Source organism: Pontibacter ummariensis (assembly GCF_900188175.1).
GTDB lineage: Bacteria > Bacteroidota > Bacteroidia > Cytophagales > Hymenobacteraceae > Pontibacter > Pontibacter ummariensis.
The window spans coordinates 66,146-91,867 of the sequence record NZ_FZOQ01000010.1 but is presented as its reverse complement, the minus strand read 5'-3'; the positions used below and the strand labels follow the sequence as shown (position 1 = coordinate 91,867).

The following is a 25,722-nucleotide window of genomic DNA, read 5'->3' as shown; positions in this document are numbered from 1 at the left end:
AAACTTTAGGCTTCTCAGCCAACAGTGCGAGCAGCTACGAAGAGTTTAACCCTCCTCCTCTAAAGTAGACAGGAAGCTTACCAGATCCCGTATCTCTCTTTTGGTAAGGAGGTACTGCATGTTCGGCATGCTAGAAGCGGCATTCGTTCTTTTCACGATGTCGCTCTTCTTAATAAAGGTTTCGGGTTGACCGCCTACCTTCACGAACAGGCCGTTCTCTTTTTCTTCCTGTAAAACGCCGCTAATGGTCTGGCCGTTTTTAAGTTCAACAGTTACGATGCCGAAGCCTGGGGCCAGGCGTGCACTTGGGTTAACCAGGGCCTCCAGTAGTTGTGGGCGGGTAAGCTTTTTAGAGATACCATTCAGGCGAGGGCCGGCATTGCCTCCCATGTCATCATAAGAGTGGCAGCGGATGCACTGGGCGGTTTGGTGGCTGAAAAAGATTTTTCGGCCTTTCTCCACATCCCCGCCAAACAGGCTTCCTTCAAAAGAAGCGGCCAGGGCATCCGGCGACGCTTTTGAGCTGATCTCTTTGTGCCTGGCGATCAGTTTTGGAGACTTTGTGCTGGCAACTGCCTCTCCAAGCTCCAAATGAACTTCAGCAGGCAGCTTACCGCTTGCCAGTTTTGTGAGCAGCTGGTCAAAAACTGGCTGCGTGTGGATTACTGGTAAAGTGCCGAGTGTCAGAAGCGCAGCCTGCCCTTCTTCCGGGGTTCTTTTGTTGATCACGTCAGCGAGCAAGGAAGCCATCAGGTCTTTTGGCATGTCCATTTTCCCCATCATGTCCAGACCTACAACCCGAACGCTTTTTTCAGGATCGGATATGGCCTGCTCAATGGCCTTGCCGATCTGCGCATCTTCTATGGCTGCCAATGCCTTCAGCGTTTCTACCCGAACTTCTGCCTGCTTGTCGTTTTTCAGGCGGTCGAACAGCTGCGGAGAAGCCTGATCGATTTTTAGCTTTCCAATGGCCTGCACAGCACCCAGGCGAAGCGCTGTTTCAGGGTGTCCTGACAGCTTTATAAGAGCATCGGCTGCTTTGGATTTGGCCAGTGCAGGGTTTCTTTCTACTTCGCCTCTGTAGCGGCCATCTACCCGGTCCAATACAGACGGCTTCGCCCAGGTGCTGAGAACCGCCACCGCTTCGGCTCGCATGGCTACCGGGGCACTCTCTTTCTGCGAGTAGTCGATCAGGTTTTGCATCGCCTGTGTAGTACCTACCCGCAAGTTGGCGCTGATAGCCCGCCTTAGCAAGGGCTCATTTGTAAAGCGTGTGTCCTGTAGTAGGTTGCCCAAAGCAGGGAGTGCCCCCTCAATAGAGAGGTCATCATTGATAGCCCGGGCAGCTTCCGTGACAATGTACTCATCCTGGTCTTTGAGGAAGTTCGCAATGCCCGGATGCTGCATACGCCGAAGGGCAATCACAGCGGCAACACGCACGGCCGGAGAAGGATGCTTGGCTAAGGCCACTACAGGTTCTGCTTTACCGATGCGAGCCAGGGCCAGGCTACCGGCATGACGCAGGTAGGCGTCTTCGTCGTTATTGGCTTTCAGCATATCGATGATAGGGTTGATAGCCGGTTCATAGGCGATACGCCCAAGTGCTTCAGCGGCGAAGAAGCGGGCACGGCTGTTTTCGTCTTTCAACAAGGGAGTTAAAGCATCACCTGCTTGCTGGTACCGCACGTCGCCCAGCCATTTAGCCGCCTGTGCCCTGATTTCCGGGTCCTGATCCTTTAGCAAGGGCAGCAATAGCTTCGCGTATTGCTGGTCCTGCCGTGCCAGTTGGCTGATACCCCAGATGCCATGCACGCGGGCTAGCTGGTGGTCTTTTTGCTTGATACTTTTCTTAAATTCTTTGGCACCTTCCGAACCGCGTTTCGCCAACTCGAACTGTGCTTTTTGGCGCACGCGCATGTCCGGGTTCTCCAGCAGATCGCCTAATTCCTTTGCCTTGCGCTTGGTGAAGTCCTCTGCCAATAGCTTCTGGGTCAGTTCGCGTGCTGCCCATCCGGCTCCGTCTTTGTCATCCAGCTTCCAGATGCGGCCGGTGTTCTTCGTTTGCCATCCATCAATCCAGTCTGCAACATAAAGTGCTCCGTCCGGGCCGAAATCAAGGCCGGTTGCCAACACGCCGCTCATGATCTTCTCGCTTTCCCCGAGTTCAAACGTAGCGCCCTTGGGCTTGAGCTTGAAGGCATGGATACCCGAGCGGGCCGGGTTACCCACAAATTCCGCGATAAAGAAGGTGTTTTTATACTTAGGGCTCAGGGCTGTGCCCGGATTGTAGAGCATGCCGGTAGGGCCACTCACATAATTGGCAATGGCTGGTGTGATGTATGCAGCCTGTCCTTCATGCCGTGGCTTGTACATCTTCTCATCCATCCATACTTTGTAGGTATTGTTTTTCGGGTCGCGGTATTTGCCAAACTGCCAGTTGGTACGCCAGCCGGTATCGGAGCCGTTTACAATGTACACCAGGCGCTCGTTCTCACCAGGGTGGTCGCCGTCGTTGTCTTCACTGATGATGTTGCCGTACTCATCGAACACAAACTCGTGGGTGTTCCGGAGGCCGTAAGCAAATATTTCAAAGTCGCTGCCATCAGGGTTAGACCGGGCGATCACACCGCTGTTCGGGTGCTCCCATTTCTGCCCGTCAGGACCGGTGCCGCTGAAGCCAATGTCACCAATGCCCCAGTAGATCTTCCCATCCGGTCCCATCTCCAGGCCAGACATGCCATGGCCTCCAAAACCTACGTGGATGCCGTAGCCATGCGAGATAGAGGTCTTCTCATCCGCTATGCCGTCTCCGTTTCGGTCCTTCATGCGCCACAAGTCAGGAGCCACCCCTACAAAAAGGTCATCGCCGTGGCTAAGGATAGCGCCTGCCACGTCTGTAACCTCGTCGTTAAAATCCTCTACTACCAGCTGCGACTGGTCTGCCACGCCGTCACCGTTCATATCTACCAACCGGTATACATGCTCTTTTTCCACAGTCATGTCCCGCCAGTCATGCGAACCATCGCCGTTCAGGTCTTTCAGCCATTCGTTCTTCTTGCTGTTTTCCGGCGATAGGACTTTGTGGAGAAAGGCCCTTTTCTCTTCTACCGTTTTCAGCTGAATCGACCCGATCTCCCAGTCCTGGTGGCCCCGGATGTCGAACTCGGAGTTCTTCTGTCGGTTTGTGCGGGTATAGTAGAGTTGGCCCTTATCGTCTATGTCGATCGAAATAGGGTCTGCTACAAGCGAGTCTACTCCCCACAGGCGGAGCGTAAGTCCCTTGGCCAGTTCAGGGCTTACCAGGGCCTCGATGGACTTGGCTAATTCTGCTGCCTGTTCCGGGACCATTTGCTTGATTCTTCTGTCAGGCTCTTGTGCCATCCTGTATCCTGAGAGCAGTAAGGCAGGAAACAGGGCCGACATTAGGATTGCCTTTCGGTTGTTTTTAAGGGTTGTTAAAACAGCCTTTCTCATGTTAGGTTATTTTAATGAGGGTTCGTGTAAGGTATTCTGTAACTATGGGCTGTGCTTCTTTCCTGGAGTTGGGTACTTTAAGGAAGAAACTTTAAATGTTCGAGTAAACCAACAGGAACAACCGATGCCGTTTGTCCTGAAGTAGACTGGCTTTAAGAAAAAAAAGAAGGCTTCTTTTCCGTCTGTAGCTTGTGTTCGTACAGGCCACGGCCGCTTTGCTAATTCTGAAATTAAGAAATAGATAGTGGGAAAACTACAGAAAAAAGTTTTTCTTTGATTATAGTGTGAAAAATACGTGAGTAATCGCTCCGCAAGTTAAAACTTTGCCTTATACCGCTACTGCCTGTATTAGGTTATTGTTGAGACATTGGTGCCGAAAAGTATACAAGCCATTTACTTTGGGGAATCACCTTTATTCCCTTGTAGCCTCTTATTCCTCCAAGCACAATAACAGTCAGCCCCATGAAAAGAGCCCTTTATAGTTTGATGTTAATTGCCTTCACAATTGGTAATACCATGGCACAGCAGTATGAAGCAAACTGGGAGTCGCTGGACAAGCGGGAAACGCCGGAGTGGTGGAAGGACGCCAAGTTCGGTATTTTCATTCATTGGGGGCCTTATGCCGTGCCTGCTTATGCCCCCGTGGATGAGGTGGAAGGAGTGTATGAGAAATATGCAGAGCACTACGAGAACAGGCTGTTGACCAAGAACGAACTGTTCCTGAAGCACCACGCCAAGCACTATGGCGAGAACTTCACTTACCAGGACTTTGCCCCCATGTTTAAGGCGGAGTATTTTAATCCTGACAAATGGGCGGAGCTGTTCCAGCAATCCGGGGCGAAGTACGTCGTGCTCACCTCCAAGCACCATGATGGGTTTAGCCTGTGGCCCAGTGCGGAAAGTCCACGTTGGAACAGCGTGGACATCGGGCCCCATCGCGATATAGCCGGCGAGCTGACGGAGGCGGTGCGCCAGCAGGGGCTGCGTATGGGCTTTTACTACTCTTTGCTGGAGTGGAGCCACCCGCTGTACAAAGAGGCTACCCTGGACCAATGGGTAGACGAGCACATGATTCCGCAGATGAAAGATCTTGTAGTGCGCTATAAGCCGGAGGTAATTTTTTCGGACGGGGAGTGGGATTATACCAGTGATAAATGGAAAAGCGAGGAGTTCCTGGCCTGGCTGTACAACGAGTCGCCGGTAAAGGAGACGGTGGTGGCAAATGACCGCTGGGGAAGCGAGACCCGCAGCAAACACGGCGACTACTACACCACCGAGTATGACCTGGTACATAACGAGGAAGGAATCGGGGAAGCCGGTTCGCATCCCTGGGAGGAGAGCAGGGGCATCGGTACCTCCTACGGCTATAACCGCTTCGAGACCACTGACCACTACTTTACCTCCAAGCAGCTGATAGACCTGCTGATCGATAAGGTAAGCCATGGCGGTAACCTGTTGCTCAACGTGGGGCCTAAGGCCGACGGACTTATCCCTGTGATCATGCAGGAGCGCCTGCTGGACATGGGTGACTGGCTGAAAGTAAACGGGGAGGCAATTTACGGCACTACTGCCTGGGAGAAGCGGCCACAGGACATGAAGGAGCAAAGTGTTTTCTACACTGCCAAAGGCAAGGATCTGTTCGTTATCTGCACAAAGTGGCCGGAAAAGCCTTTTAAGGTGGACGGCGTAGAAAAGGTGGGAAAAGTGAGCATGCTGGGGACAAAAGCGCCGGTGAAGGCTTCTGTCAGGAACGGGAAGCTCACCATTACTCCACCAGCCCTGACTCCAGGCAACACGCCTAGCATGCATGCCTGGGTGTTTAAAGTGGAGAACGGCAGATAGCGCGTCTGACTATACCGGGCAGTGACAGCATGTTTGCTTGTTGGGACCGGCACAGTCCTTCCCTCGTGACCGCTGTTGTACGCTTGGGTTGTGTAGCTAAGCTGGCCGAATAGACCATGCAGAAAACGTAACTATCACTTTCATGACCTTCATGGCTTTGTGTAGACCTGGTTGTTTTCTTAGCGTCCCTGTTTTTTCTTAATTTAGGGGATGCGACAACTAACCTTAAGAGTAGCCCTTCTCTTACTCTGCACTTTGATGCACTCCCTGGCGCTGGCCCAATCGGTGTCCGGCCGGCTTGCTTCCGCTTTCAAGACTTTCCAAAACGATCCACAGCTGCGAAATGGCATCGCCTCTTTGTATGTGGTGGATGCCAAAACAGGCAAAGTGGTATTTGACCAGAACAGCCAGCTGGGCCTTGCTCCAGCTTCTACGCAAAAAATCATTACCAGTGCCAGCGCTTATGAGCTGTTGGGAGACGGGTTCCAGTATAAAACGAAGTTTGCTCTTGCTAAAACAGGGGAGGAAGGCAAACTATTGATTATGCCCACGGGAGACCCGACACTAGGGAGCTGGCGTTGGGGAAACACGAAGGACGAGGCGGTGTTAAAGGAACTAACGCAGGCTATTAGCAGGCAAGGAGTAAAGCACATCAGTTCCATTACGGTGGATAATGAGGGTTGGAACGAGGAAGCCATTCCCGATGGCTGGATGTGGCAGGATGTCGGCAACTACTACGGGGCAGGTCCGGCCAAGCTTAACTGGCGGGAGAATCAGTTTGATGTAATGCTGAGGTCCGGGAAAAATATAGGTGACCCGGTTAGTATTGTGGGTACCGTGCCTGAGCTCAAGGGCTATAAGTTACGCTCAGAACTAAGCTCAGCGGCGGCCGGTACAGGCGACAACGCCTATATCTATTTCCCTGTAAACGGTACGACCGGCGTGATCAGGGGTACGATTCCTGTGAATGAAAGCCGTTTTAAAATCTCAGGTGCTTTGCCTGCCGCCTCAGACCAGTTCGCAGGCACCCTGCAGGATGCCTTAACTGAAGCAGGCATTCGCAGTACCGGTAAGGTGGTAGTAGATAGCAGAGGAACTGCCAACCAGCAGGCAAAATATGCACCTTTCTATACTGTCACGTCTCCCTCACTCGACAGCATCATTTACTGGTTTAACAGGAAAAGCGTTAATCTGTATGGAGAGGCGTTGTTGCGGACAATAGGTTATCAGAAAAGCGGTGTTGGCTCTACTGACGCAGGGGTGGAGGCTATTCAAAACCTCTGGAAAACAAGAGGTATCCCTGAAACAGAACTGAACATCGTGGATGGCTCTGGCTTGTCACCCTTAAACCGCGTAACAACCCAGGCACAGGTTAAGGTCTTGCAGCATGCCCGGAAGCAGCCCTGGTTCGACGGTTTTTACGCGTCGTTGCCACTGTATAACGATATGAAAATGAAAAGTGGCACTATCCGAGGCGTGAAAGGGTACACCGGGTATCACAAGGCAAAAGATGGGAATGAATATGTTTTCTCCTTCCTCATCAATAATTACAATGGTTCTTCGGGAGCATTGGTAAGAAAAATGTACAACGTATTAGATGAGCTAAAGTAGCAGGGCTAGCTAACGATCAATGACGCATTGGACGGCTATCATAGGGCGAAGCAGAGGCAAAAGGAAGCTAGCTGTGGCCTTTAAATATTAAAATTTTTACTTATAGGCTTGCTCAATGCCCTTATAGAAATTATTGATTGGGATTATTAGAAGCGGCCTGCTACATTTGTGCATTAAGTTTGTTTTCATAGCTTGGAAAGGCGCCCTGCCCTGTAGGGTGCTTTTTTATTTTCGGCAGACTTCTACAAAGGCCGTTACGTTACCTAGCTACTCTAAAAAGCTTTCGCGTTCCCTCCTTAAGGCCTGAAGAGAAACTACCTGGGGCGAAGCAGCATCGTTCCGTACTTGCCCACTAAAGGCCTGCTTGCCCGTTGCAAATTCCAGTATGGACACAAAAGCCCCGCATCCTGTCCTATATTTTACGTTGCCAACCGGCTCAGCTCCGAACTGTTCATCATCATGTTAATGGCCTTGTCAACCGATTTGAGCATAACGGCCCGCCTTCGCCGATAAGAACATAGTCCGGGTGGTGGTCCACCATAAATAGTAGGCAACAATGCTTAGACTTGGGCTGGGTTTCTGCTTGCTGCTTTCAGGACTTGGTAGGCTTCGGGGTTAAAGTGCCTGGTTTCTTTCCGGAAGGTAACCGTGAGGCGGGGATAGAGGGTCGTGTTTTTTCCCTTCTTGTTCAGGTACCAACTCTTGCAGCCGGAAGCCCAGACGGTATTTTTCAGCTCTTGCTGTAGCCTGTTGTTGTAGGCCTGCTGTACTTCTTCTTTTAAGTTCAGGTAACTGTCCTCGCCACTTCGCTCCAGGTACTGGATGTACTGCATGATGTAGTTCATTTGGGACTCCATCATATGCACGACTGAGTTGTGGCCCAGCCCAGTGTTAGGGCCCAGGATAAAAGCAAGGTTCGGATAGCCCGATACGGTCGTTCCTTTGTAGGCTTCGGCTCCTTTTGCCTGCCATTCATCTAGGAGGTTGTTCCCCTCGCTGCCAATTACTTTAGTGTACAAGTCCATATCAGCCGCCACAAAGCCCGTCGCGAACACAACGGCATTCAGTTGGTGCTCCATGGCGTCAGAGGTTAGAATGCCCTTGGGAGCAAATTGCTGTATAGGCTCGGTAACGAGGTGCACATTCGACCGGTTGAAGGCTGGATAGTAGTCATCGGACCGAAGGATCCGTTTGCAACCAATCGTGTAGTTGGGTGTGAGCTTTCTTCGTGTGTCTGAATCCTTCACTTCCTTCTTTAGCTTTCGGAGCGACAGCCAGGTCAGGAGTTTGCTTATACGTTTGTTGCCGATAAATCCCAGGCCTATAAACTCACTTACCCAGTAAATAGCCTCTCGCAAGAGTTTCTGCAGGATGGGAAATCGCTTGAATAACCAGTTGGAGAAGGGGGGAAACCGTTTGTCGAAGCGGTGACTAACCCAGGCGGGCGTTCGCTGGAAAACGGTGAGCTGTGCTACCTCCGGGGCGATGCCAGGCACGATCTGCACAGCGCTGGCCCCTGTGCCAATCACCCCCACGCGTTTCCCTTTCCAGTTAAATGAGGTATCCCAGCGGGCGGAGTGGAAGTACTGGCCGCTGTAGCATCCCAGACCTGGAAAATCAGGAACATGGGGACGGTTCAAGGGCCCTAGCCCCAGGAGTAGGACCTTTACCGCAGTGCTGTTCCCCTGCCTGTCGGTTACCAGCCACAGCGCATCTTCAGGCAAGAATCTGGCTGCTACAATATCTGAGCGGAAGCGAATGTGCTTGGCCAGGTGTTTTTGGAGACAACAGCTTTCAGGTAGTGTAAAATATCCGGTTGCTCCGAATACAACTTGCGCCAATCAGGGTTTGGTTCATCAGCAAAGGAGTAGAGGGGAGAGGCAACATCGCAGGCGCAGCCGGGGTAAAGGTTCTCCCGCCAGGTGCCACCGACCTCTGTGGCTCTTTCGAAGAGGACAAAGGAGTTCCTGCCACTCTTTTTCAGGCGTAAAGCAGCTGTTAACCCCGCAAAGCCTGCCCCAACAATTCTTACCTGGAAGTCCGCTCTCATGTGTCTTTCTGCTGTTTGCCGCTTTAATCCAGGAGAGACGTAGTCTTCGGACGTACCCTCCTGTGTTGGCCTACGCATACAGGCAAACAAAGGTAAACTCATTTTAAGGCTGCTAATGGCTGTACCAGCTACATTAGCTGTTCCTGGTGTACTTTCTGTTTCGCTTTTGTTAAGTTCCTATCGGGCTATTCATAAGTAGCTGTGGCCCAATAAGTGAGTAATCAGGCTTTTAGCTAAATGAATTATGCAACATGTTGGATAAACAAAATAATATTTCTATCATTATGTCATCATGACGCATTGTGCGCTACAAGGCGTTAGGTTTCTTTTATTTCGTCCATTTAACTAACAAACTATTAACTCCTGAACCTCATGGGAAAACATCACCATTTTGCAAAGTCCTTTGGCTTTGTAGCCGGCCTGTTTGTAATGCTCGCCGGTCTCTTTTCATGCTCCACCGAGGAAGGGCCAGCCCGGGTGTTGGTCTTCAGTAAAACGGCTGGTTTTCGGCACTCCTCAATTCCTGCAGGGCAGGCGGCCCTCCTAAAGATGGGGCAGGAGCATGGCTTTGTCGTGGACACAACCGAAGACGCCTCTAATTTCAATGAGGAGAACCTGAAGCGCTACAAAGCAGTCGTGTTTTTGAGTACTACTGGTGATGTATTAAACCCGGAGCAGCAAAATAACTTTGAGCGCTACGTGGAGGCCGGGGGTGGCTTTCTGGGCATACACGCGGCAACTGATACAGAGTATGACTGGCCCTGGTACGGGAAGCTGGTAGGAGCTTATTTCGAGAGTCATCCGAACAACCCCAATGTAAAGAAAGGTACTTTCCTGGTAGTGGATAAAACCAACCCGGCTACGACCGGCTTGCCTGAGCGCTGGGAGCGGGAAGATGAGTTCTACAACTTCAAGCAGATCAACCCGGATATCAAGGTGCTGGTAACTATTGACGAGAAGTCTTATGAAGGGGGCACGAACGGCGAGCACCATCCCATGAGCTGGTTTCATGAATATGCCGGAGGCCGTTCTTTCTATACCAGCATTGGCCACACAGACGAGTCTTTCTCTGAGCCCCTGGTACTGCAGCACCTTTGGGGAGGCCTGAACTATGTGCTGGGAGGCGACGAGCCAAAGCCGCTTGATTATGAGAAGGTGCGTACCCCGCGCATGCCCGAAGAAAACAGGTTCACCAAGGTTGTGCTGGACGAGAAACTGGAAGAGCCGATGGAGCTGACGGTGCTGAAGGATGGCCGCGTGCTGTTTATAGAGCGCCGCGGAAACGTAAAGCTATACAGCCCTAAAACCGGGAAGGTGAAAGTGATCGCCACGATCCCGGTTAGCACAAAGTATGTGGACAAGGAGGGCAAGGAAAAGGAAGCTGAAGACGGGCTGCTGGGGCTGGCACAGGACCCTAACTTTGAAAAGAACAACTGGATTTATCTGTTCTATTCAGCGGCCGGGGATGAGGCCAAAAACATACTGACCCGTTACGAAATGCGCGGCGACGAGCTCTTGCTGGACTCGAAGAAAGTGCTCCTGGAAATACCTGTACAGCGGGAGGAATGCTGCCACACAGGCGGCTCTATCGCTTTCGATGCCCAGGGTAACCTCTACCTGTCTACCGGTGACAACACCAACCCGCATGCTTCTAACGGCTTTAGTCCTTCTGACGAGCGCCCTGGCCGCAATTCCTGGGATGCCCAGAAGTCCTCTGCCAACACCAACGACCTGCGTGGTAAGATTATCCGCATCCACCCGGAAGATGATGGCACCTATACCATACCGGAGGGCAACCTCTTCCCGAAAGGAACGGCGAAGACCAGACCAGAGATCTATACGATGGGACACCGTAATCCTTTCCGCATCTCCGTGGACCAGAAAACAGGCTTCGTGTACTGGGGTGAGGTAGGCCCGGATTCCAAAGAGGCGGCCGAAGACAGAGGTCCGGAGGGTTTTGATGAAGTAGGGCAGGCCCGCAAGGCCGGAAACTTTGGCTGGCCACACTTTATAGGAGACAACAAGGCCTATAACAAATATGATTTCGCTGCCGGTAAGTCCGGGGCTAAGTTCGATGTAAACAAGCCTGTCAATACCTCTCCTAACAATACCGGCCTCAACGAACTGCCGCCGGCACAGAGCGCCTTTATCTGGTACCCTTACGCGGAGTCAAAAGAGTTCCCGCTCGTAGGTTCCGGTGGCCGCAACGCCATGGCAGGCCCTGTTTACTACCAGGATCAGTTTAAAAATGCTTCACGCGCCTTCCCGTCTTACTACGACGGCAAGCTTTTTATTTATGATTGGATGCGCGGCTGGATCATGGCCGTCACCATGGACAAAGAAGGGAACTTTGTGTCGATGGAGCAGTTTATGCCAAGCCACAAGTTCTCGAACCCAATGGATATGGCGTTTAGCCCGGAGGGCGACCTGTACATGCTGGAGTACGGAACGGGCTGGTTCCAGGGGAACGATGATGCGCGCCTGGTAAAAATCGAATACAATGGCGGTAACCGTAAGCCGGTCGTAGAGGTGATGGCGGACAAGCAGGCAGGTGCATTGCCAATGAAGGTAGCCCTGTCTTCGGAAGGCACGCATGATTATGACCATGACGAGTTGGACTACAAGTGGACAGTAACATCGGCTACTGGTACCAAGCAGGCCTTCTCAGAGGCTAACCCATCTGTTACCCTCGATAAAGCAGGGGTATACAAGGCAACGCTTACCGTAACCGACACCAAAGGCGAAAGCAGCAGCAAGTCTTTGGAATTACAGGCAGGCAATGAGCCGCCAGCGCTGGCCTTTGAGGTAACGCAGGGCAACAAGACGTTCTTCTTCCCGGGCCAGACGATCGCATACGAGGTAAAAGTGATCGATAAAGAAGACGGAAGCCTGGCTACTGGCAAAATAAAGCCAGAGCAGGTGGCTGTAACCATCGATTACCTACCGGAAGGCTTCGATAAAGTTGCGATTGCCATGGGACACCGTAGCGCCGATGCTTCCGCTCAGCTAAACAAAGGCCTTACGCTAATCGAGGGTAGCGACTGTAAAGCTTGTCATGGGCTAGATAAGAAGTCCATTGGCCCGTCTTACAAGCAAGTGGCGCTGAAATACAAAGGCGATAAAGCTGCAGCTGATCAGCTGGTAAAGAAAGTTATTTCTGGTGGCAGTGGCGTGTGGGGTGAGGTGTCGATGAGCGCGCACCCGCAGCTGTCACAGGCTGATGCAAGAGAAATGGTGAACTACATCCTGAGCCTTTCTGAAGAGAAAGCTGCATCCCCATCGTTGCCGGTAAAGGGTACTTACACCACCGCTTTACCAGAGGGCGACAAAGGGGTAGGCGTGTACATGTTGCGTGCGGCTTACCAGGATAAAGGAGCTAATGGCATCAAAGGCCTTGCCTCTGAGCAGAACTTCATACTACGTAACCCGAATGTGCCTGCTTCTAAAGCCGATGCCTTTGAGGGCATACAGAAGTATAAACTACCAAACGGGATGGAATTAGTAATTGCCTCGGCCTCTGGTTCTCACATTGCCTTTAAGAATGTCGATATGTCTGGGATCAACCAGTTAACCTTTAGCGCTATGGCCTCTAAAGAATACGGCATGACTGGCGGCACGATAGAGGTGCGCCTGGGCAGTCCGGATGGGGAACTGTTAGGGCAGTCTGACCCAATCATGGCTACCAGTGGGGCAGGGCCTAACACGCCGCCACAGCAGGCGAAGGCCAGCCTGAAGAGTGCTACCGGCTTTCAGGACCTATACCTGGTGTTCAAAAACGACAAAGCTGCGAGCGGGCAAATGCTCTTCACGGTGCTCAACGTGCTGTTCGAGAACAATGGTGCCGGAAGCAGGAGAATGGCTGTCGTAACGGGAGGCAAGTAGTAGAATAAGCGTAACTAAAAATAGTGGGCTGTAGCAGCCAATAAAGCGGTGCAGGGAGCTTCTCTGCACCGCTTTTCTTTTACCGGTAGACTTAATGAAGACAGAGAGCAGCTGTCTAAAATAAAGACCAGTCTGTATCTTGTGCAGCTAAAGAGAACTCTATAAGCCAATTTGGCTGGCTAAGCAAGCGGCTTTGCGTTGATATTGCTATATTGGTTTCGATTAGCTGCTTTGCGGGCAGACAAGCATAAGATGATCCTATGGTCGTGCTAAACCTGCGTGGTGTGTGGGAGAGAGTGAAGAAAGCAGCAGTGCCAGGTTTGAGCTCCGGGCAGAACAAGCATAAGCGCTTATTAGTAACGAAAGATGAAAAACAAAAGACCTTCTATTCGCGACATTGCCAAACAGTTAAATGTGTCTACCACTACCGTCTCATTCGTTCTGAACGGGAAGGCAAAGGAGAAGCGCATTAGCGAGCAGTTAGCCGAGCAGGTACTAAAGTTTGTAGAGGAAGTAGGGTACAAGCCCAATCAGATTGCCCAGAGCCTGCGCACAGGCAAATCCAGGATCATTAGTTTGATGGTGGAGGACATCTCAAATGCTTTTTTCTCTAAAGTGGCCAGGTTAATTGAGGAGGCCGCGCATCAGCGGGGTTATAAGATTATCTACTGTAGCACAGAGAACAGCGTGGATAAGACCCGGGAGTTGATCAGGATGTTCAGAGACTGGCAAATCGACGGCTACATCATTACCCCGCCCGCAGGAGTGGAAGAAGACATACAGGGCTTGATAAACGACAAGCACCCTGTGGTGCTGTTTGACCGCTTCTTCCCCCGCCTGAAAACGAATTATGTTATTGTTGACAATTTCAACAGCACCTACAAAGCGGTAAACCACCTGATAAGTCAAGGGTATTCGAGAATTGCCTTCGTTACTTTAGAGTCGGAGCAGGTGCAAATGAATGACCGCCTAAATGGGTACAAGAAAGCCCTCGAAGACTGCTTATTGCCACCCCTTGTTAAGTCGCTGAATTTCGATAAGCCCGCTGAAGAGAATAAAAAGGAAATAACGTCTTTTTTGGTAAACAACAGGCAGCTAGACGCCATTGTGTTTGCAACAAACTACATTAGTGTGTGGGGCTTAGAGGCCATAAGAGACATCACCTTCATGTCTCCCGCTGATGTTGGAATTGTCTCTTTTGATGACCATGATGTCTTTCCACTGTTTGCCCCTCCTGTCTCAGCTGTAGCACAACCTGTCGAAGAGATCTCCAAAGAGGTTATTAATATAATGCTAAAGCAACTGGAGGATCCTGAGCAGATGAATACGAACAAGCATGTGGTGCTGCCTGCTAAACTCATTATTCGTGAATCCTCTCTTAAGAAAAAGCTAGCTTAGAAAACCCCGGCTATTAATTTCCTGCAGTAGCTTACTCTTTATAAGTAGCTCCTTTTTTGGTTGTTGTAGCAAAAATCATGAGGAGGAAGGAGCACTCTTACTGATTTATTTAAAAAAAAGTATGATAATAGTTGTTATATATAAATTAAAGTGATTACTTGCTCAGAGTACACTTGTTGTAATGTAGCGGATTGGCTTTTATCTAAAGGGTACTCTTACAAATTTCACTGCCCTTGCAAAAGCAAGTCTTTTCTGTTTGCCTTTCCTTTATAGTGAGGAGGCCTGCGTTATCAACTCTAAAGAGATTAGCTAAATTAAGCACGACGAATATATGTTAAAAAGGCGCTACAAAGAGCAAAAGCATTCAGGTAATGCACCAGGCTTGCTGGAGCTTGGTTGTTTTAATATGTGCAAGTAAGCTGGAGCTTCTTTTTCTATTATTAGCTAAATCGTTTTAGCGAAATCAGTAGTTGGAATTTTGACGAGTTTATTAAAGAGAATAACCCATAAAAGTAAATGAGAAAAGGTTTTACTTATATTCTATCCCTATTCTTTTTGTCGCTTCCAGCGCTTGCCCAAAAGGCAAAACCTTTTCAGCCGGCAGAGTTGGTGAATCCTTTAATGGGGACAGACTCAAAGGTTAGCCTGTCTAACGGAAATACCTATCCGGCATTAGGGGTGCCTTGGGGGATGAACCTCTGGACGCCGCAGACGGGCAGGATGGGAGACGGATGGGCTTACACTTACGATGCCGACCGAATCCGGGGCTTTAAGCAAACACACCAGCCTTCTCCCTGGATGAACGACTACGGGCAATTCGCCATCATGCCGGTAACAGGCAGTCTCCGTTTCCGCGAGAACGACAGGGCCAGTTGGTTTTCTCACAAAGCCGAGGTCGCCAAGCCTTATTACTATAAGGTGTACCTGGCTGACCACAACGTGACAACGGAGATCACGCCGACTGAACGGGCCGCCCAGTTCCGGTTTACCTTTCCTAAAGCCGATAGCTCTTTTATTGTGGTGGATGCCCTGGACAAAGGTTCCTATGTAAAGGTTCTGCCCAAAGAGAACAAGATCGTGGGCTATACAACCAAGAACGCCCGCAGCAACCCGAAAAACTTTAAAAACTATTTTGTTATCTACGTCGATAAGCCCTTTAGCCTGTCTTATACCTGGCATGACACCACGCTGGTAAAGGATGCCTTGGAGATGAACGCAGACCATGCCGGCGCGGTAGTAGGCTTTAAGACGACAGCAGGTGAAAAGGTAAACCTGCGGGTAGCCTCTTCCTTTATTAGCCTGGAGCAGGCCGAGCTGAACCTGAAACGAGAGTTGGCCGGGGATGGATTTGACGAGACAAAGGCAAAGGCCCAGACACTGTGGAACGATGCGCTTGGTAAAATCAAGGTAGAGGGAGGCACAGATACCCAGCTGCGCACTTTCTACTCCTGCCTGTACCGAACGCTCTTTTTCCCGCAGCGCATGTACGAGCTTGATTCAGATAATAAGGTAGTGCATTATAGCCCGTACGACGGTAAAACTTATGCCGGCTACCGCTTCGCCGGGACCGGTTTCTGGGACACCTTCCGGGCGCTTTATCCTTTCCTGAACCTTGCTTACCCTTCTATAAACAAGGAAATGCAGGAGGGCCTGATCAACGATTACAAAGAAGGGGGCTGGCTGCCAGAGTGGTCCAGCCCTGGATACGCCAACATCATGGTCGGCAACAACTCCGCCTCGGTGGTGGCAGATGCCTATATCAAGGGGCTGCGTGGCTATGATATCGAAAAGCTGTACGAAGCGCTGCTGCACGGGGCTAATAACGAGGGACCCATCACAGCAATTGGCCGTGCAGGCGCAGCCTACTATAACGAGCTAGGCTACGTGCCCTACGATGTGAACATCAACGAGAACGCGGCCCGTACCTTAGAGTATGCTTACGACGACTTTGCCATTTATCAGCTGGCTAAAGCCCTGAAGCGACCGCAAGACGAGATAGACCTTTATGCCAAGCGAAGCCAGAACTACCGCAACCTGTTCGACCCTGCCACCGGCCTGATGCGCGGCAAGAACAAGGATGGCTCCTTTCAGTCCCCGTTCAATCCTTTTAAGTGGGGCGATGCCTTTACGGAGGGCAATAGCTGGCACTATAGCTGGTCTGTGTTCCACGATGTGCAGGGCCTGGTGGACCTGATGGGAGGCAGAAAGAACTTTGTCGCTAAGCTGGATTCTGTCTTCTCGTTGCCTCCTGTTTACGATGAGAGCTATTATGGCGGCGTGATCCATGAGATCCGGGAGATGCAGATCGCCAACATGGGGCAGTATGCGCACGGCAATCAGCCCATTCAGCACATGACTTACCTTTATAACTATGCCGGAGAGCCCTGGAAAGCCCAGTACTGGGTACGCCAGACGCTGGACCGCATGTACCAGCCTACGCCGGACGGCTATTGCGGGGACGAGGACAACGGGCAAACCTCTGCCTGGTACGTGTTCTCTGCCCTGGGCTTTTACCCTGTAACCCCGGCAGTAAACGAATATGTGCTGGGAGCGCCACTGTTCAAAAAAGCAACGATCACCTTGGAGAATGGGAAAGAGTTTGTGATTGAGGCGCCCGGAAACAGTGAGGAAAACATGTATGTGCATAAAGCCAGGCTCAACGGGAAGGAGCACGGCAAGAACTACATTACGCATGAGGACATCATGCGGGGAGGCAAGCTTAGCTTCGACATGCAGGCGACGCCTAACAAAAAGCGGGGAACAGAAAGAGAGGCGTATCCTTACTCCTTCTCCAGTTCGATCAAGCAGTAACAGGATAGTTTAGAAGCTCATTCTCAAAAGGGATATTTATGAGGGATAACTCGGTAGTACTGGGAATAGACATTGGTGGCTCGCATGCGACCGCAGCACTGGTCAACCTGCAGACCTGTACACTTCTAACTGGAAGCCGTGCACGACGGGAAATTAACAGCCAGGGAACAGTGGCGGAAATTATGGATGACTGGTGTGTAGTAGTGGAGAACGCCATAAAAGGAAGCCGGGAGTTCTCGGGCAGGGTAGGAATAGCAATGCCCGGTCCCTTTGACTATCCCGCAGGAATTTCCCTGATTCAGGGGCAGAATAAGTATGATATGCTTTATAAGCTCAATGTAAAGGAGTTGCTGGCTGAGAGGCTGTTGATTGCTCCTGAACACATTCGGTTTATGAACGACGCTGAGTGCTTTTTGCAGGGGGAAGTGGTGTGCGGCGCGGCGAAAGGGTATCAAAGCGCGGTGGGGCTTACCCTTGGCACTGGCTTCGGGTCCTCCATTTATCAGAACGGCAGGGCGAAAGATGCCGAGCTGTGGTGTGCTCCTTTCAAGGGAGGCATCGCAGAGGATCTGCTTTCTACCCGCTGGTTTGTAAAAAGGTACTTTGAACTGACAGGCCACGAAGTAAAAGGCGTGAAAGAGCTTGCCGCACTGGCAGCTGAAGACAGCAAGGTGCAAGAGGTATTTGATGAGTTCGGGCAAAACATGGCTTTGTTCCTGGGCGCTCTCATCGAACAGGAGAAACCGGAGGTAGTGGTGATAGGCGGAAATATTTCAAAGACCTACAGGTTATTTTCCTCTACGCTGCTGGCGTGCCTGCAAGAGGACGGGAGCAGTACTCCCATACGCATAGCAGAACTGGGGGAGGAGTCGGCTCTGGTAGGGGCAGCGGCCACCTGGATAAAGACCCGGCAAGAGGAAGTGGAGACCGAGGTGCAAGAAGGGTAGAAGGCGTAAAGCCATGTGCTTTCATATAAGGAACTAAAGATTAGGTTGATTAATGGTTTGTTTGTTTTGAGTGATTGGATAGGAGTGTTTCCTTTTGGAGACACTCCTTATCTAAGCGCTCCCAGGCTTTACTGCTAAGGCAGACAGACCTCCTCTTAAAGCCTAAGTTCTTACTTCGCTGATACACATGTTTTCAAGATGAATTTTTATTATAAAACCTCTCAAACAAACATATGGTAAGATTAAAGTTTTCAGCAAACAAGCTGGTAGTTACAGGCCTTGCCTGGGCATGCGGTGCCGGAATAGCGCTGGCACAGGCGCCTGGTGCTATGCCGCTAAAGGACTTGTCTTCTTTTAAGGCCCCTGGCGAAAGTTGGAAAGTTGTGGGCGATGTTTCTGCTGACCTTAAAAAGGCCAACCAGCTGCGCACCTCGGAGGGCACCGGCGTGTTGGTGAACGAGCCAGGCAGAAGAAGGAAAGGAGCAGACCTGTACACCAATTTTGAGCATGGAGACATGGACCTGGAGCTGGATTATATGATGGCGAAGGGAGCTAACTCTGGCGTGTACCTACAGGGGCGCTACGAGGTGCAGTTGAACGACAGCTGGGGCACAAAGAAGGCTACCTCGGCAGACAACGGTGGTATTTATGAGCGCTGGGACGAAAAGACACAGAAGGGCTTCGAAGGGTATGCACCCCGGCAGAATGTAAGCCGCGCCCCGGGCCTTTGGCAGCATCTTAAAGTTTCCTTTCAGGCCCCTCGTTTTGATGCCAGTGGAAAAAAGATCGCAAATGCGAAAATACTACGCATGGAGCTGAATGGAGTGACTATCCATGAGAACGTGGAGCTTTTCGGGCCAACCCGTGGTGCCATTGGGAACAATGAAGTGGCAAGCGGCCCTTTGCGCATCCAGGGAGACCATGGGGCTGTGGCGATAAAGGACATCAAAATCACAAACTATAACAAGCCGCGTCCGGAGCTGAATAACCTGAAGTACACAGTATACAAGGGCAGGTTTGAGCAAGAACCGGACTTTACAAGCCTTTCTCCTGCAACGGAAGGAAACGTAGCGCAGCTTACGTCTGACCTGAAGCAGCTGCCCAAGGACTTCCTGATCCGCTATACCGGAACGCTCCATGTAAAGGAGCCGGGCGAGTACACCTTTAACCTGAACACAGCGGGTGGCAAAGGCTTGATGAAAGTAAACAACAAGCTGATTGTACCGGCAGACAGCAGAAACCAAAGAGGAACCATCACCTTACCGGCGGGCAACGTGCCTGTTGAGCTACTGTATGCCAAAATGGTAGAGTGGGGCAAGCCAGCGGTAGGCCTGACAGTGGAAGGACCGGGCATACGGGAGTTCCAGATCGGAGACGCTGCAGCACACATCAATTTACGAGAGAGAGAACCTGCAGGGCCTATCCTGGTGGACGCACCGGTAAACACCATCCTGCGAAGCTTCATGGACATTCCTTCTCAGGATGGCAAGGGGCGTGGTACCCGGGTGGTGCATGCCGTAAATGTGGGAAGCGACGAGCAGGTACACTATACCTACGACCAGGACAATGGAAACATTGTGCAGGTATGGCGCGGCGGCTTCCTGGACGCAACACCCATGTGGTACAGCAGAGGCAACGGCTCCTCAAGACCTGTTGGGGCAGTGCAGTACTTTGGCGACCCGGCCTTTACCATCGCCAAGCTAACGTCCGACAAGGCCAGCTGGGTTTCTGATACGGCAGGCACCGGCTTCCGCCCGAAGGGCTATGAGCTGGACGAGCAGGATCAGCCTACCTTCATCTATCAGGTTTACGGCACTACGGTGCAGGATCAGGTAAGGGCCCTTCCTGGCGGGGAGGGGATCAACCGCCAGATAACAGTACAAAACCCTGGCCCTAACCTGTACGCCAGGCTGGCGCAGGGAAGCTCTATTGAGGCAATCTCAAAGGACACTTACCTGATTGACGGGAAATCTTATTATCTGCGCATGGAGGATGCCGGTGGCGCCAAGCCAATGGTGCGCGACTCGAACGGGCGCAAAGAGCTGATCGTGCCTGTGCAGGGTAACAAGCTCAACTACTCCATCCTTTTCTAACCTAGACAATGATGTATACCATGAAAAAACATACGAGTAAAAAAGCACTTCGAAATGCCGCTTTCCGGTTGTTCTTGTCTGCGGTTACAGTAGCAGGTGTTGGTGCTACAGCCTTGGCACAAGAATCTCCAAAAGAGGAAGACTTTTTCAGAATAACCGGTGTGAGTACACCGGAGGACGTGTTACTGGAAGTGGGGGGACTGACGGTGCTCCCGAACGGTGACCTGGGCATATCCACCCGGCGCGGGGACGTGTACATTGTGGAGAACCCCACAAGCCCACGGCCTTACTTCCGTAAGTTTGCTACAGGCTTGCACGAGATCCTGGGCCTGGCCTACAAAGACGGGGCCCTGTACGCGGCGCAGCGGGGAGAGCTGACGAAGCTGGTAGATAAGAACATGGACGGAAAGGCGGATGTGTATGAAACAGTTTATAACTGGCCTCTTTCCGGGCATTACCACGAGTATAGCTTCGGACCCAAGATCGCTCCGGACGGGACCTTCTTTGTGTCGGGTAACGTAGCCTTTGGCGACGAGCAGTGGTATCGTGGCGAGAGCCGTGTGCCATGGCGTGGTTGGGTAATGAACATCAACGAGAAAGGGCAAATGCAGCCATGGGCAACGGGAGTACGGTCTCCTGCCGGCCTGGGCATGATAGACGGGGAGCTGTTTTACACAGACAACCAGGGTGACTGGATTGGGTCTGGTGGCCTGTGGCACCTAACCAAAGGTGCTTTTGTGGGGCACCCGGCAGGCTTGCGCTGGACGAACATGCCTAATTCTCCGCTTAAACTCACCCCAGCGCAGCAAAATGCCGTGGTGGACGGACGCGAGATCAAAGATGAGAATGGCCGCTATATCAAGCCGGAGAACATCGTAAACGAGGACTTTACCACCCTGTTCGAGGCGAAGGAAAGAATACCGGAGCTTAAGCTGCCAGCCGTATGGCTGCCTCATGGCATACTGGGGGTTTCTAACTCGGAGCCAATCAAGATACCGGAAGAGAACTTCGGACCATTTGGCGGACAGATCCTGGTAGGGGACCAGGGAATGAGCCTTATTTCCCGTGTTTTCCTGGAGAAAGTAAACGGGGAGTACCAGGGAGCGGCCTTCCCATTCAGGAGCGGGTTCCAGTCCGGCGTACTGCGCATGGCCTGGGCTCCGGACGGATCGCTGTTTGTCGGAGAGACGAATCGCGGCTGGGGCTCTGCCGGGGACGAGAACCAGGGGCTGCAGCGCCTGGTATGGAACAACGCCGTTCCGTTTGAAATGCGCGCTGTGCGTGCCATGCCTGATGGCTTTGAGATAGAGTTCACGCAGCCGGTGGATAAAGAGTCCGCTGAGGACATTGCTTCCTACTCTGTTTCCAGCTTTATCTACAAATACCACCCTGTGTACGGAAGTCCTCCGGTTAGCACAGAAGAAAACCCTATCAAAGGGGTAAAGGTGTCAGAAGACGGCATGAAGGCCCGCATCCTGGTGGATAACATGCGCAGGTATCACATCCACACCATCTCACTGGATGGCGTCCGGGCACGCGATAACTCTTATTCGCTCGTGCACCCGACCGCTTACTATACCCTCAACAACATACCTGCAGGGCAAAAGCTCTCGCTGAGCGAAGTGAGCACGAAAAACTCAGCGGCCCCGAAGGCGAGTGCCCCCAAGAAAGCAGCACCTAAAACAAGCGCTGTGGCCAGACCAGCAGCAAAAAGAACGCCGGCGAAGGCTGTTGCCGCTGCTAGTGTGAAAGCACCTGTTTACGCTGACGTGAAAGGCATCCTGGCGAAGTATACTTGTTTGGCCTGCCATTCGGAGACGAAGAAACAGATCGGCCCTGCTTACGTGGACGTTGCCAAGCGAAACTACAGCAACGAGAAGATTGTGGAACTGATCCACAACCCACAGCCAAAGAACTGGCCGGACTATGCCACCGAAATGCCTCCAATGCCACAGGTGCCAAAAGAGGATGCACTTAAGATCGCCGCTTGGATTAACTCTCTTAAATAAACGCGCCCCCGCACAGTGAATGACGGTGCGGGCTAAGTACTGCAGGCAGGCATGTGGGGAAAGATTTTCCCCACATGCTATGTCCTTGCAGCTGGTCAACCTGAGTACGCAAGCCCCATCAAAGGCTTTGCAGGCTGAGACCAGTTTCTCTTTTAATTGAAATACGCTAAAACCAGATGAGAAAAGTAACAACGTTTGTAGCGGTTATTGCTGCTGCTTTTATGGCCTTTGCCTGTGCCAATAAGACCGGCAGCGCATCTGCCGGGGCTGACAATACGCTGACCAGGGCGGAGAAAGCCAAGGGCTGGGTCTTACTCTTTGATGGCACCTCTATGGAGCATTGGCGGGGCTTTAAAAAAGACGAAGTGCCCGCTGCCTGGCAAATTGAAGATGGCGCGATCGTGCTAGCCGGCAAAGGAGGAGGGGACATCATTACCCAAAACGAGTACGAGGACTTTGAGCTGATGCTGGACTGGAAGATATCAGAGGGAGGCAACAGTGGTATTTTCTTCAATGTGTCAGAAGATCCGAAGTTTCGCTATACCTGGCAAACAGGGCCGGAAATGCAGATCATCGACGACTTAAACCATCCGGATGCCAAGCAGGGCAAGAATAACAACCGCCAGGCCGGCACCAACTACGATTTACACCCGCTCTCCACGCCAGCTGTTAACCCGGTGGGGGAGTATAACAGGGTACGCCTGGTCGTGAAAGACGGCCACGTGGAACACTACCTGAACGGGAAGAAAGTGGTAGAGTACACGCTGTGGAGCCCGGAGTGGGAGCGCATGGTAAAAGACAGTAAGTTCGCCAGCATGGCCGACTACGGCCGCTACAAGAGCGGACATATTGCCCTGCAGGACCACGGGGACAAGGTATGGTTCAAAAACATCAAAATCAGGCCTTTGTAAGAAAGGCCTGCTCTTTTTAAGCCTGATAAGGCTTTTGTATAAGCCCCGCAATTAGCAACGAGGCGTCTGACAGAAGCTTGTCTTCCTGTCGCGATCCGATACTGTTGTTAAGAGCTTAAGGACAAGCGCTGCCGTAAGCCGGATGATGAGGATTAGCAGCTGGCATCTTTTGGAAAGACTTTGTAAGTAGAATACCATATACATACAATATGAAAAAGATACTTTCCCTTCTCTTTGTGCTCTTGTTAATAGCACCTGTGCTGAAAGGGCAGGAGCTAAGGGCGCCTGCTTACCCCTTGATCACGCACAATCCTTACCTAAGCATATGGTCTTTTGGAGACAGCCTGCACCGGGAAAACACAAAGCACTGGACAGGGGCCGATCATGCCTTAATCGGGATGGTAAAGGTAGACGGGAAGGTATACCGGTTTTTGGGAGAGGAAGCCACGTCATACAAAACTGTTCTGGCAGCATCTGACGAAGAAGCGTATACGTTCAGGTATACAGAAACAGCGCCTGCAGGGGGATGGGTAGCACAGCAATTCGATGATCGTACGTGGGCTTCTGGTGCTGCCCCTTTCGGGCATGACAAAGGAGCTGTCAAAACCACCTGGAGAAGTAAGGATATCTGGGCCAGAAGGACATTCACCCTGGATGAAGTACCCGAAGGGAAGCTGTTCCTGAAGTTTAACCACGACGATAACGTAGAAGTCTACCTGAACGGGGAGGAAATCTACCAGCGTGAGGGATGGACAGACCGGTTCCAATACATCCCACTCCACGACCAGGCTGCCAGCAAACTGAAGAAAGGGGAGAACGTGTTAGCCATACATGTAGCTAACACCGCCGGAGGGTCCTGGCTCGATGTGGGGCTTGTTACCGAGGAGATGCCTGAAAGGGAAACGGCTATTTTGCCAGCCAGGCAGGTAGATGTAGAGCTGAATGCGACCCAGACAGTGTATACCTTTCGTTGCGGTCCGGTTGATGTACGGACCATATTCACTTCCCCTCTGTTGATGCAGGACCTGAGCCTGTTGGCAAGGCCTGTTTCCTACATCTCCTTCAATGTGCAGTCAACCGACAGGGCATCGCATGATGTGCAGCTTTACTTTGGAGCCTCCACCGATATTGCCGTGAATACCTCCGAACAGGAAGTCACAGCACAGGAGTATGCTTCAGGAAAGCTGGCTGTGTTGAAGGCCGGTACAAAAGAGCAGGCCTTGCTGCAAAAGAAAGGAGACAATGTTCGGATCGACTGGGGCTACCTGTATGTTGCAGCGCCGGCATCAGCGAAGCCCATCCAGTACATCTCCACAACAGGTAAGGCACTAAGCCCCTTTACGTCGACAACAGGCGCGCCTACGCACAATGCCGCGGAAGGGAAAAGCCTGATGTTAAATACCCTGATCCCTTTTGGGAAAGTAGGCCGCAAAGCCAAAGAACAGTTTGTCATGCTCGGATACGACGAGCTGTATGCTGTGCAGTACTTTCAGCAGGACCTAAAGCCCTGGTGGAAACAGCATGCTTCGACCATGGAGAAGGAACTGGAGCAGGCAGCCTTACACTACAAAGAAGTCGTCGCGCAGTGTGCGGCTTTTGACCAGGAGTTGTACGAGCAGGCAGCGGCAGCGGGAGGCCGGGAATATGCTGATTTATGCGAGCTCGGGTACCGGCAGGCAGTGGCGGCGCATACGCTGGTGAAGAGCCCGCAGGGTGACCTGTTATTTTTATCGAAAGAGAACTTTAGCAACGGGTCCATCAACACAGTAGACGTTACTTACCCATCAGCCCCACTGTTTCTGCTGTATAACCCGGATTTGCTGGAGGGAATGCTAAACGGTATATTTTACTATACCGAGAGCGGCAAGTGGAAGAAGCCTTTTGCGGCCCATGATCTCGGCACTTACCCCATTGCAAACGGCCAGACCTACGGCGAGGACATGCCTGTGGAAGAATCGGGCAACATGCTGCTCTTAACCGGGGCTATTGCAAAAGCAGAGGGTAACGCAGACTATGCCAGAAAGCACTGGGAAACCTTGACTACCTGGGCCGGATACCTGAAAGAAAGCGGCTTTGACCCGGCTAACCAATTGTCCACCGATGACTTTGCGGGACACCTTGCCCGCAACGCCAACCTTTCTGTGAAGGCCATATTAGGGTTGGCCGCTTATGGAGACCTTGCCGGCATGCTGGGGAAGGAAGATGTAAAGAGAGAATACACCGCGCTGGCCAGGGACATGGCGAAGAAGTGGGTGCAACTTGCCGATGACGGCGATCATTACACCCTGGCTTTTGAGCATGAGGGCACCTGGAGCCAGAAATATAACCTGGTGTGGGACAAGATGCTGGGCTACAACATATTTCCTGACTCTGTAAGAGCGCGAGAGGTACGCTATTACCTGACCAAGCAGCAAAAGTACGGCTTGCCCCTGGACAGTCGGAAGACCTATACCAAGTCTGACTGGATTCTCTGGACTGCTACACTGGCAGATAAGGAAGAAGACTTCAGGGCGATCACACAGCCTGTCTGGAGGTACGCCCATGAAACGCCCGACAGGTTCCCGATAAGCGATTGGCATGAAACAACCAATGCGAAAGTCATGAACTTCCGGGCCCGCTCAGTTGTGGGAGGGTACTTTATTAAGCTGCTGGAAACAAAACTGGCGAAACCGAAAAGTTAGCCGGGCTTGTTGG

Annotated in this window: 13 protein-coding genes; 10 read left to right on the top strand and 3 right to left on the bottom strand. The window is 51.7% G+C overall.

The genetic code is table 11. The annotated features are described in order from the left end of the window. Positions 1–45: 45 nt before the first annotated feature. Entirely contained in the window at positions 46–3,474 is a 3,429-nt protein-coding gene (locus CHB92_RS12040) for a HEAT repeat domain-containing protein (RefSeq protein ID WP_089319463.1), read from the bottom strand. A 462-nt stretch (positions 3,475–3,936) separates the two neighbouring features. Between CHB92_RS12040 and CHB92_RS12035 the strand changes: the two genes are divergently transcribed. Both CHB92_RS12035 and dacB read left to right on the top strand, forming a co-directional pair. Beyond that, positions 3,937–5,316 carry an alpha-L-fucosidase gene (locus tag CHB92_RS12035; RefSeq protein WP_089319462.1) on the top strand — a complete coding sequence of 460 codons (1,380 nt, stop codon included), beginning with the start codon at positions 3,937–3,939 and terminating at the stop codon, positions 5,314–5,316. Between the two features lie 210 nt (positions 5,317–5,526). Continuing rightward, positions 5,527–6,927, top strand: a complete 1,401-nt coding sequence (gene dacB, locus CHB92_RS12030; protein ID WP_089319461.1) for a D-alanyl-D-alanine carboxypeptidase/D-alanyl-D-alanine endopeptidase — start codon at positions 5,527–5,529, stop codon at positions 6,925–6,927. A 560-nt stretch (positions 6,928–7,487) separates the two neighbouring features. Here dacB and CHB92_RS12025 read toward each other — a convergent pair. Next, positions 7,488–8,651, bottom strand: coding sequence for a flavin-containing monooxygenase (locus CHB92_RS12025; protein WP_245842508.1), 1,164 nt, complete (start codon positions 8,649–8,651; stop codon positions 7,488–7,490). Between the two features lie 11 nt (positions 8,652–8,662). Continuing rightward, entirely contained in the window at positions 8,663–8,977 is a 315-nt protein-coding gene (locus CHB92_RS26135; RefSeq protein ID WP_245842507.1) for an NAD(P)-binding protein, read from the bottom strand. A 372-nt stretch (positions 8,978–9,349) separates the two neighbouring features. Here CHB92_RS26135 and CHB92_RS12020 point away from each other — a divergent pair, with 372 nt between their 5' ends. The 8 genes from CHB92_RS12020 to CHB92_RS11985 all read left to right on the top strand — a co-directional run bounded on the left by CHB92_RS12020 (position 9,350) and on the right by CHB92_RS11985 (position 25,709). Next, a complete protein-coding gene (locus CHB92_RS12020) occupies positions 9,350–12,859 on the top strand; it encodes a ThuA domain-containing protein (RefSeq protein WP_373422647.1) in 3,510 nt (1,169 codons plus the stop codon). 366 nt (positions 12,860–13,225) lie between these two features. Then, positions 13,226–14,257, top strand: coding sequence for a LacI family DNA-binding transcriptional regulator (locus CHB92_RS12015; RefSeq protein WP_089319460.1), 1,032 nt, complete (start codon positions 13,226–13,228; stop codon positions 14,255–14,257). A 516-nt stretch (positions 14,258–14,773) separates the two neighbouring features. Continuing rightward, on the top strand, positions 14,774–17,068 hold the full coding sequence (locus CHB92_RS12010) for a GH92 family glycosyl hydrolase (protein ID WP_089319459.1): 2,295 nt from the start codon (positions 14,774–14,776) through the stop codon (positions 17,066–17,068). Positions 17,069–17,106: 38 nt separating this feature from the next. After that, on the top strand, positions 17,107–18,015 hold the full coding sequence (locus tag CHB92_RS12005; RefSeq protein WP_089319458.1) for an ROK family protein: 909 nt from the start codon (positions 17,107–17,109) through the stop codon (positions 18,013–18,015). A 233-nt stretch (positions 18,016–18,248) separates the two neighbouring features. Next, on the top strand, positions 18,249–20,108 hold the full coding sequence (locus tag CHB92_RS12000; RefSeq protein WP_089319457.1) for a family 16 glycoside hydrolase: 1,860 nt from the start codon (positions 18,249–18,251) through the stop codon (positions 20,106–20,108). A 20-nt stretch (positions 20,109–20,128) separates the two neighbouring features. After that, a complete protein-coding gene (locus CHB92_RS11995; protein ID WP_089319558.1) occupies positions 20,129–22,117 on the top strand; it encodes a hypothetical protein in 1,989 nt (662 codons plus the stop codon). 176 nt (positions 22,118–22,293) lie between these two features. Continuing rightward, positions 22,294–23,028 (top strand): 3-keto-disaccharide hydrolase, encoded by a 735-nt coding sequence (locus tag CHB92_RS11990; protein WP_218824255.1) that lies wholly within the window; start codon positions 22,294–22,296, stop codon positions 23,026–23,028. A gap of 209 nt (positions 23,029–23,237) precedes the next feature. Continuing rightward, complete coding sequence (locus CHB92_RS11985; protein ID WP_089319456.1) at positions 23,238–25,709, top strand: glutaminase family protein; 2,472 nt, start codon at positions 23,238–23,240, stop codon at positions 25,707–25,709. Positions 25,710–25,722 lie beyond the last annotated feature (13 nt).

Excerpts from the sequence above, each read along its gene's own strand:
- CHB92_RS12040 (WP_089319463.1), bottom strand. The coding sequence starts at position 3,474 with ATGAGAAAGGCTGTTTTAACAACCCTTAAAAACAACCGAAAGGCAATC.
- CHB92_RS12035 (WP_089319462.1), top strand. The coding sequence starts at position 3,937 with ATGAAAAGAGCCCTTTATAGTTTGATGTTAATTGCCTTCACAATTGGT.
- dacB (WP_089319461.1), top strand. The coding sequence starts at position 5,527 with ATGCGACAACTAACCTTAAGAGTAGCCCTTCTCTTACTCTGCACTTTG.
- CHB92_RS26135 (WP_245842507.1), bottom strand. The coding sequence starts at position 8,977 with ATGAGAGCGGACTTCCAGGTAAGAATTGTTGGGGCAGGCTTTGCGGGG.
- CHB92_RS12020 (WP_373422647.1), top strand. The coding sequence starts at position 9,350 with ATGGGAAAACATCACCATTTTGCAAAGTCCTTTGGCTTTGTAGCCGGC.
- CHB92_RS12015 (WP_089319460.1), top strand. The coding sequence starts at position 13,226 with ATGAAAAACAAAAGACCTTCTATTCGCGACATTGCCAAACAGTTAAAT.
- CHB92_RS12010 (WP_089319459.1), top strand. The coding sequence starts at position 14,774 with ATGAGAAAAGGTTTTACTTATATTCTATCCCTATTCTTTTTGTCGCTT.
- CHB92_RS12005 (WP_089319458.1), top strand. The coding sequence starts at position 17,107 with ATGAGGGATAACTCGGTAGTACTGGGAATAGACATTGGTGGCTCGCAT.
- CHB92_RS12000 (WP_089319457.1), top strand. The coding sequence starts at position 18,249 with ATGGTAAGATTAAAGTTTTCAGCAAACAAGCTGGTAGTTACAGGCCTT.
- CHB92_RS11995 (WP_089319558.1), top strand. The coding sequence starts at position 20,129 with ATGAAAAAACATACGAGTAAAAAAGCACTTCGAAATGCCGCTTTCCGG.
- CHB92_RS11990 (WP_218824255.1), top strand. The coding sequence starts at position 22,294 with ATGAGAAAAGTAACAACGTTTGTAGCGGTTATTGCTGCTGCTTTTATG.
- CHB92_RS11985 (WP_089319456.1), top strand. The coding sequence starts at position 23,238 with ATGAAAAAGATACTTTCCCTTCTCTTTGTGCTCTTGTTAATAGCACCT.